General features: G+C 67.7%; 6 protein-coding genes. All 6 read right to left on the reverse strand.

Annotated features, from left to right (window positions below; genetic code table 11):
- Positions 1-124: 124 nt before the first annotated feature.
- Positions 125-1,408 (reverse strand): lipopolysaccharide biosynthesis protein, encoded by a 1,284-nt coding sequence (locus AB4Y67_RS18905; protein ID WP_441407292.1) that lies wholly within the window; start codon positions 1,406-1,408, stop codon positions 125-127.
- Positions 1,398-2,216, reverse strand: coding sequence for a glycosyltransferase family 2 protein (locus tag AB4Y67_RS18910; RefSeq protein ID WP_441407293.1), 819 nt, complete (start codon positions 2,214-2,216; stop codon positions 1,398-1,400). Before AB4Y67_RS18910 ends, AB4Y67_RS18905 begins: the two co-directional genes overlap by 11 nt.
- Before the next feature lie 13 nt (positions 2,217-2,229).
- Positions 2,230-3,330, reverse strand: a complete 1,101-nt coding sequence (locus tag AB4Y67_RS18915; RefSeq protein WP_441407294.1) for a hypothetical protein — start codon at positions 3,328-3,330, stop codon at positions 2,230-2,232.
- Between the two features lie 523 nt (positions 3,331-3,853).
- A complete protein-coding gene (locus AB4Y67_RS18920) occupies positions 3,854-4,906 on the reverse strand; it encodes a hypothetical protein (protein ID WP_441407295.1) in 1,053 nt (350 codons plus the stop codon).
- A complete protein-coding gene (locus AB4Y67_RS18925; protein ID WP_441407296.1) occupies positions 4,903-5,220 on the reverse strand; it encodes a hypothetical protein in 318 nt (105 codons plus the stop codon). Before AB4Y67_RS18925 ends, AB4Y67_RS18920 begins: the two co-directional genes overlap by 4 nt.
- Positions 5,217-7,079, reverse strand: a 1,863-nt coding sequence (locus AB4Y67_RS18930) for a hypothetical protein (protein WP_441407297.1), incomplete at its 5' end; no start/stop codon positions are given. The genes AB4Y67_RS18925 and AB4Y67_RS18930, both read right to left, overlap by 4 nt.

Raw genomic sequence — 7,079 nt, forward strand, 5'->3', positions numbered from 1 at the left:
GGCACCGCCACCGTCGAAGCAGCCCCCACCGCAAGCGCCAACGCCACAACACCCGCCACCACACACCACACATCACGGGCCCTCCAACGCCCCTCCGTGCGGCTGGCCACATCAAGCGTCCTCGTCATCGCGCACCCCGCGAGACACGTCGCAGGACGGCGAGCAACCGAAGGCCCACCGCCGCCGCCCCGATGGAGAGCACCACCAGCCACGCAAGGGCCATGGTGCTGGCGCCCTGGTCGGCGGCCCATAGCGCCGAGGCGCAGAGTGCGACTCCGAGTATCACGCCGACTATGATCGCCTCCGTGTAGGTACCGCGGGCCCGGCACACGGCGTTGTAAGCCTGCAGCACCGCGTAGGGCACCAGTCCGGCCGCCAACCACCTCAGGGCACCGGCGGACGAATCGGCGTACCGCTCCCCCAGCAGGCCGAGCAGCGGGTGAGCGAGGATGGCGAGAACGGCGGCAGCCAGACCTCCTACGGCGAGCGACCAACGGAGACTCGCCCAGGTGGTTGCCACCAGGCGGTCCGGGTCGCGGACACCCTCGGAGAACTGGACGATGCCCATCAGCATCGGAGCGGAGTAGGCGGCCCAGGCCATCATCCAGGCGGGATACCAGTAGGCAGCCGCCTCCGGCGCAACCATGTGCGCGAGCAGGAGCGGCAGCACCAGTCCGGGAGCGCGCTCCGTGAGGGTGACGAGCTGGTACGGAAGGCCCATCGCCAGCAGTGGACGGCCGCGCGCCGGGCGCAAGGACGGTCGCGGCCGGTAGCCGACCAGTCTTCGCAGCTGGACCGCACCGACGATGCACGCGACGGTCGTCCCGAGGGTCCAGCAGGCCATCAGCACGTCGGCGGAGGTGCTGTGTGACAGCCAAGCCACGAGCGCAGCGGCCCCGAGTGAGACCCCGCCGCCCAACACATACCTCGAGGTCGCGCTGGCACCGCGTCCCAACGCTACGAGCGCCTGGTCCAGCACGATGACCAGGGTGCCTGTGACGGCAGCCACGAGGAATGTAAGCCAGAAGAGAACCGATACCAAGGCTGTCTCCGGCATCATAACCGACTGCAGCACAAGATAACCGAGGGCCAGCGCAGTGCCGGCTACCCCCACGATGGCGAACGCCGCGTCCAGCACCCGCGCGGGCGGCTCGCCCCGCCCCACAGCCACGATCACGGCCGACCCTGTACCAAGGACCGCGAGCTGCGTGCAGATCATCACCGCCGAGACCGCTGCCATGGTAAGCCCGACCTCACGGTCGGACGCGGCTCGCGCGGCCACGACCCAGAAAGCGAAACCCGCGCCCGTTTGGGCGGCCTTGGCCACGATGAGCCCGAGCGAGCTGCGCAGGGGGGAATGCCGGGCGGTCGAACCGCCCACGACAACGGTCCCCCGCTCAGTGCTCACGACGCAAACCCCTCGCCATGGCCGCGTAGTTGTACCAGCAGAAAGCCCCGTAGTAGCGCAGCCACCGAGGCTGGCCCTCGGCCAGGCTCAAGGCGCTGCCACGGACCGCCGCAGCGGCGGGCAGAAGCGCCAGCCTCGCACCGCGCAAACCGTGCTTGCGGACCATCCGGCCCAGTCCCGTTCCGTCCATCAGGAACTGGTCGAGCGCGAAGTCGAAGTCGTCTGCGGCGAAACGATGTTCAACGAAGACCCGGCGGGATACACCGGTTCGCAGCCCTGAATCCCGCATCCGCCAACGCAGCTCGATGTCCTCCCCCGATTTGAACGAGTCATCGAAACCCACACCCAGCATCAGGTCCCGGTCGACGATCGTCGCTACGAGCCCGAACCAGTTGCGGCTGCGGCCGGTGCGATGGTGATGTGCCAGCGCCTGCCCCCAGTAGCCCGGTCCAGCGACACTCTCCAAACCGGCCTGGAGGGCGTCGTAGCCGTTCTCCACCAACTCGGTGAGCAGGTCGGCGACGCCCGAGGGCCCGAACACGACGTCGGCGTCGACGAGCAGGACCCAACGGGTGCCGCTGCTCCGCACACCAAGCGTTCGAGCCCACGGCAGGCCGCGGCCCTCGTCACTCACGACCCGGGCACCGGCCGCGAGGGCGATGTCAACGGTTCGGTCCGTGGAGCAGCCGTCCACCACGATGATCTCAGCGACACCGGACTGACGCAGGGACTCCAGACAGCGCGGGAGAAGGTCCTCCGCGTTGCGGGCCGGAACGACCGCGGTTACCTCGGAAGGGCTGTGACCCACTGTGTCCACATCCTCAGATCTGCTCGTCAAGCACCGACGGCAGCAGCTGCTCGAGATACCGGACGATGTCGTCCGACGCCTCGTCCGCCGAGTACGCGGCGGGCACCTGCAACAGGTGGCAGGGACGTCCGTCCAGCGCCTTGCTCAGCACGACCCCCTTCGCCGCGAAGTGTTCGCGCCACGGGAGGACGGACGTGGCTGCCAGGCCGGTCACGACCCGCTGCGAGAAGCCCGCCATCTCGATGTGGAAGTTGCCGAGCATGCGGTCGACCATCCAATCGCTTGTCCGCTCGACGATCCGGGACCGGGAGCCCTCGTATCGCTCGACGTAGATCGCGGCCCCGAGCGGGGCCGAGGTCGTCACTTCCCGCCCCGGGAACGCGGTCCCCGGATCGACCATGCGGTGCTCCGGCGACCATCGCCGGGAGAAGTCCGCGAGGCGCGGATAGCGGATCACGTAGGGGTGCACCACCGTGGTGAAACGGCCGACGCTGTCGGATAGCCGTGAGGGGACCAGTGGCTTCCTGACACCTTCGAAAAGGTGCGGGTAGATGGCCCGGTGGTGCGGCTTGATGAACATCGGCTTCGCGTAGCCGAGCATCGTGGCGTCCTCGGCGAGGAAGGCCCAGTCGTCACCCATGAACGACCACCCCTCGCGCCGCATCAGCTTGGCGGCCGTGCTCGTCTTGCCGGTCCCTCCGGCTGCGGGAAGCGCGATCGCGTGACCGCGGTACGCCATAGTCGCAGCGTGGATCATGCCAGCGCCTCTCCCGACCATGGCGGCATCGAGGACAGGAACCACGGAAGTCAACAGCTCGCCCGGACCATGAATGCGCCACTGCTCTGCGTCCCGCACGACCTGGACCCGATCGTCCTGGAAACGCACGCTGTTGTCCGTATACGCGAGCTCGTGCTCAACCAGACCGGCATCCGGCATCGGCTCCAGCCGGTTATCGACGACGATGTCGGCCGGCCGCTCCGTGGCGGTGGCGAAACACGCCAACATGCTCTGGAGCTGGGCCGCTGCCGGCGCCTCCGCGTCGACGCGAATCATGACGCGGCCGTGGATGTCGAAGTGCAGTGCTTTGGTCTTGGTCGTGGTCTTGGTCTGCATGGTCCTCCCCTGTCTGAGTGGTGTCGGTCGGATGGTGTCTCGGCCCCAACGACTAGTCCATCCAAGTGCCCCGAGAGGTGTTCGAAACCCCCGCCGAGTGACGCTGCCGTAATTGACCGTATGGTAGGCCAGCCAGGTAAACAACGGTAGTGACTACTCGCTTTTACTTGGCGGCCTACTAGGGAATTTCGTGCTCCTGCCAGTGCCGGGGGCGAGAATCGCACCAGGTTTCCTGGAGGCTTCCAATACCGGAAGGACGCTGCCCATGCCGGCACAGCGGAAGTACGCGAACCGGCTGCGTGAGCGCGCACGGCGGATTGCCATTGATGCGAGGAAAGACCTGATACCAGGACCGGCGCGTTCCGGCGGTTAGGACAGCAGGGCGGGGGTGGCGGTGCTTGATGTGCGGGCCGAGGACGGAGACGAAAGCTCGGGAGCGGCAGCCGACTCCATTGTCAGTGCGCAAAGCTTTGACATTGGACTCGCGTGAAGCCCTCCCGGCCGGTGCGGAGACCGGTACGGCTCAACCGCCGTCCGGATGCCAGTACCGCAGTCCGCCGCTTGTGGTGCCGTCACGGGCGACGTCGACCATGGCATACGGGAACGCCCTACGGTCCGACTGGTCAGGTCCGCGACCGCGGACGTCCGAACACCACGTGCCGGTGTTGATGTACCGGGTGGTGCACGCTTCGAGCGCCGACTCGAGGGCGCGGTGGGTGTGACCCGAAACGTACCAAGCCACCCCGGAACCGTGCGCCTCGAGGGTACGTACGAATCGGCCCGCTGCAGCAGGAGCCCCCTCGCCGGCGCTTCTGCGCCCGGCGGCCGTTAGCACCATGCGGGTCGCGGCGACCGGGAGCGCCGACACCGTCCGGAACCGGGACAGGCGCGCCAGGTCCCGAACGGCGACCCCGTCGAGCGCGAGCCGCCGTGACTCGGTCTGTAAAAGCTCGTCGTAGGCGACCCCCCGGACCCGGCGTTCCGCCCGCTCGGACGCCAGGCAGGCCCGGGCAACGGCACCGGCACGGCTCAGGCGCGACGTAGACGGATGTGCGTTCCAGGCAGCGAGCGGCGGCAGGTCCAGCTCGTCGGTGCCGTTGACCGCCGCTCGGAGCACCTCGGGCACCCGGTGCAGCGCGTGGTGCTGGTGCCCGTGCTCGGCCACAAGCACATGGGGCACATGCAGGAACCACGGGTGCACCTGGACCATCGTAGACTCGCCCGGTGACAGCAACGCCGACAGGCGGGCGGCAACCGAGGGCCGGGCCAGCTCCACATCGTGGTTGCCGCACACGAAGTGCAGCTGCACGCCGTGTGCGGCGCACGCCTTCAACGCCCCGAATGTGTCGCCGTGGCGGGCGAGGATTGACTCGAGCCGGGCCAGGCTCTCGTCCTCGGTTAGCCCGACCAGCTCGAAAGTGTCACCGACGAAGACAACGTGCTGCTGTGGGCCGGAAGCTGCGAGCACCTCGTCGTGCAGGAATGTGGGGAGTATGGTGCCGGGGTGGCGGGGGTCCTCGTCTGACACGCCGAGGTGGAGGTCGCTGAGGAGCCGCCACTGCGCCGTGAGGCTCATGCGAGCAGTCCCAGCACGCGGGGAACGAAGAGGAGCACGTACATCCCCCACATGACGGCAACGACCCCGCCGAGGTAGAACATCGTGGTGGACACCGCCGTGAGCGTGGCCAGACCGAGCGCCAGGACAAGCAGCACCACGAGCGCAAGATCGGTTACCGGAATGAGCCGGGTCAGCGCCTGCCCCGGGAGCAGGATCAGGACGGCTATCGCAGCGACCGCCTGCAGCGGGGCCGGCAGCCCGATGATCGTCATCACCGACAGTCCGAGGGCCGCGAGACCGAGCACCACGGTGGGCCGGCTGACCCCGCTCATGGTGTCACCCGGTACACGCGTGCGTCGCCGTTGCTGAACGCGAGCTCCACACCGCTTTGCGCGCCCAACCATTCCTCCAGGGCCGCGACGTCCTGCGCGGTGCTGGCGCCCTGGAGCACCAGGCTCGCCTCCGCCGAACGCGTGAACAACACGACGGCACCGCCAGGGCTATGCCGGGCAAAGTCATACACGACCGGCCCGCACGTCGCCGTCGACAAGTCCGACCGGCACATGTCATCGATCGTCCGCGCCCGGTGGTCGAGGTAGGCCTCACTGCGCCACGGCGTCGGGTGGGCAGCCGAGATAATCGACGAACCCGGCGGCGCGAGACGATGCACGGCCGCGACAGCGGCGATCTCATCGTCGGTGAAAACGTCATACTGGGCGTTCCCGAACCGGCCCGTCACGGTCAACACAGCCAGCAGGCAACAGGTCAGCGCAAGGCCCCCCACGGCACGGAACGACGGGCGCGTGCCGCCGTCCGCGGCGGGGAAGGAATGGCGCGGACCGCCGTCCGCGGCCGGGACGGACGGGCGTGCGCCGCCATCCGCAGGAAGCAGAACCGAACACGCCAGCACCGCGATGAAAGGCAACGCGAACAGCGAGACACGAATCAGCATCTCCCCGCCATACACCTGCGCGGGAAAGAGCAGCAACGGGGTCACGGCCAGGAGAACCACCCGCACGTCCAGACGCCCCCTGCGCCAATCGCGCACCGCCCCCGCCGCGGCAAGCGCCCACAGCACCAGGGTAAGAACAATCCGGGACTGCACCACGAGCACATGCCCGGCAGACCCGCCCAGACGATTGATGACGTTCGCATCAGTCGCCGCCAGCAGCCCGACATCCGCCAGCGGCGGGTTCCCGACAAGGTACGCACTCGCGGGATAGACCAGCCACAACGTCAACACCACCACAGTGATCAACGGCAGCCGGCTGGGCCAGACACGCCCGCTCAAAGTCAGCGCGGTCACCGCGATGAGCACCATAAACGGCGTCAACTGATGGCTCGCGCAGATAACCGCGATAAGCAACAAAACCACCACAAGCGCGCCCACCCGGCGCCCCGGCAACGGCTCCGCCGGCGACCGGCCCCGCCACCACACCGCCACATCGGCCCGCCGGAAACCGCCGATCACCGGAGCCCGCGCAGCCAACGGGCCCAGAAGCAACGCGACCACAACGAGGTACAGGAAAAACCCGAACGCCTGAGGAGACAAATAGTCCTGATCCTGCCAACAGCCCAGGCAAAAGACCCACAACACAAGCCAACGCCGCCGCGGATCCCGCGTCAAGAACCCCGTCAGCACACCCACAGCAACCAGCCACAAACCCACGTTGAACACCGGCGCCCACAAAGCAACAGCCACCGGATCAAGACCCGTCGCCCCAAACACCGCCGCCAGCAACGCGAAGAAACCCGGCCAGTTAAAATACGCATCCGTATCCGGGGTAATCCCCTGCGAGGAAAGAGCATCCGCGATACCCAAATGACGGAACGCCACCTCACCCCGCGGCACATCCGTCACGAACGCCGCAGTCCCAAAAAGCACCAACACCAGCACCACAACCAGCCACAACATCACCAAACGATGCGCCGGACCCGCAGCATCCCCCCGCAACGCCACAACAAAAGCACCATTCAACAACAAAACCCCCACCCAGAACGGAAACGGCAACACCGCAACCAGCCCCAGATCACTACCCACCGGCACCGCCACCGTCGAAGCAGCCCCCACCGCAAGCGCCAACGCCACAACACCCGCCACCACACACCACACATCACGGGCCCTCCAACGCCCCTCCGTGCGGCTGGCCACATCAAGCGTCCTCGTCATCGCGCACCCCGCGAGACACGT

The organism is Arthrobacter sp. YAF17 (assembly GCF_052113365.1).
Lineage (GTDB): Bacteria > Actinomycetota > Actinomycetes > Actinomycetales > Micrococcaceae > Arthrobacter.

Coding starts and splice junctions, on each gene's coding strand:
- AB4Y67_RS18915 (WP_441407294.1), bottom strand. CDS start 3,330: ATGCAGACCAAGACCACGACCAAGACCAAAGCACTGCACTTCGACATC.
- AB4Y67_RS18920 (WP_441407295.1), bottom strand. CDS start 4,906: ATGAGCCTCACGGCGCAGTGGCGGCTCCTCAGCGACCTCCACCTCGGC.
- AB4Y67_RS18925 (WP_441407296.1), bottom strand. CDS start 5,220: ATGAGCGGGGTCAGCCGGCCCACCGTGGTGCTCGGTCTCGCGGCCCTC.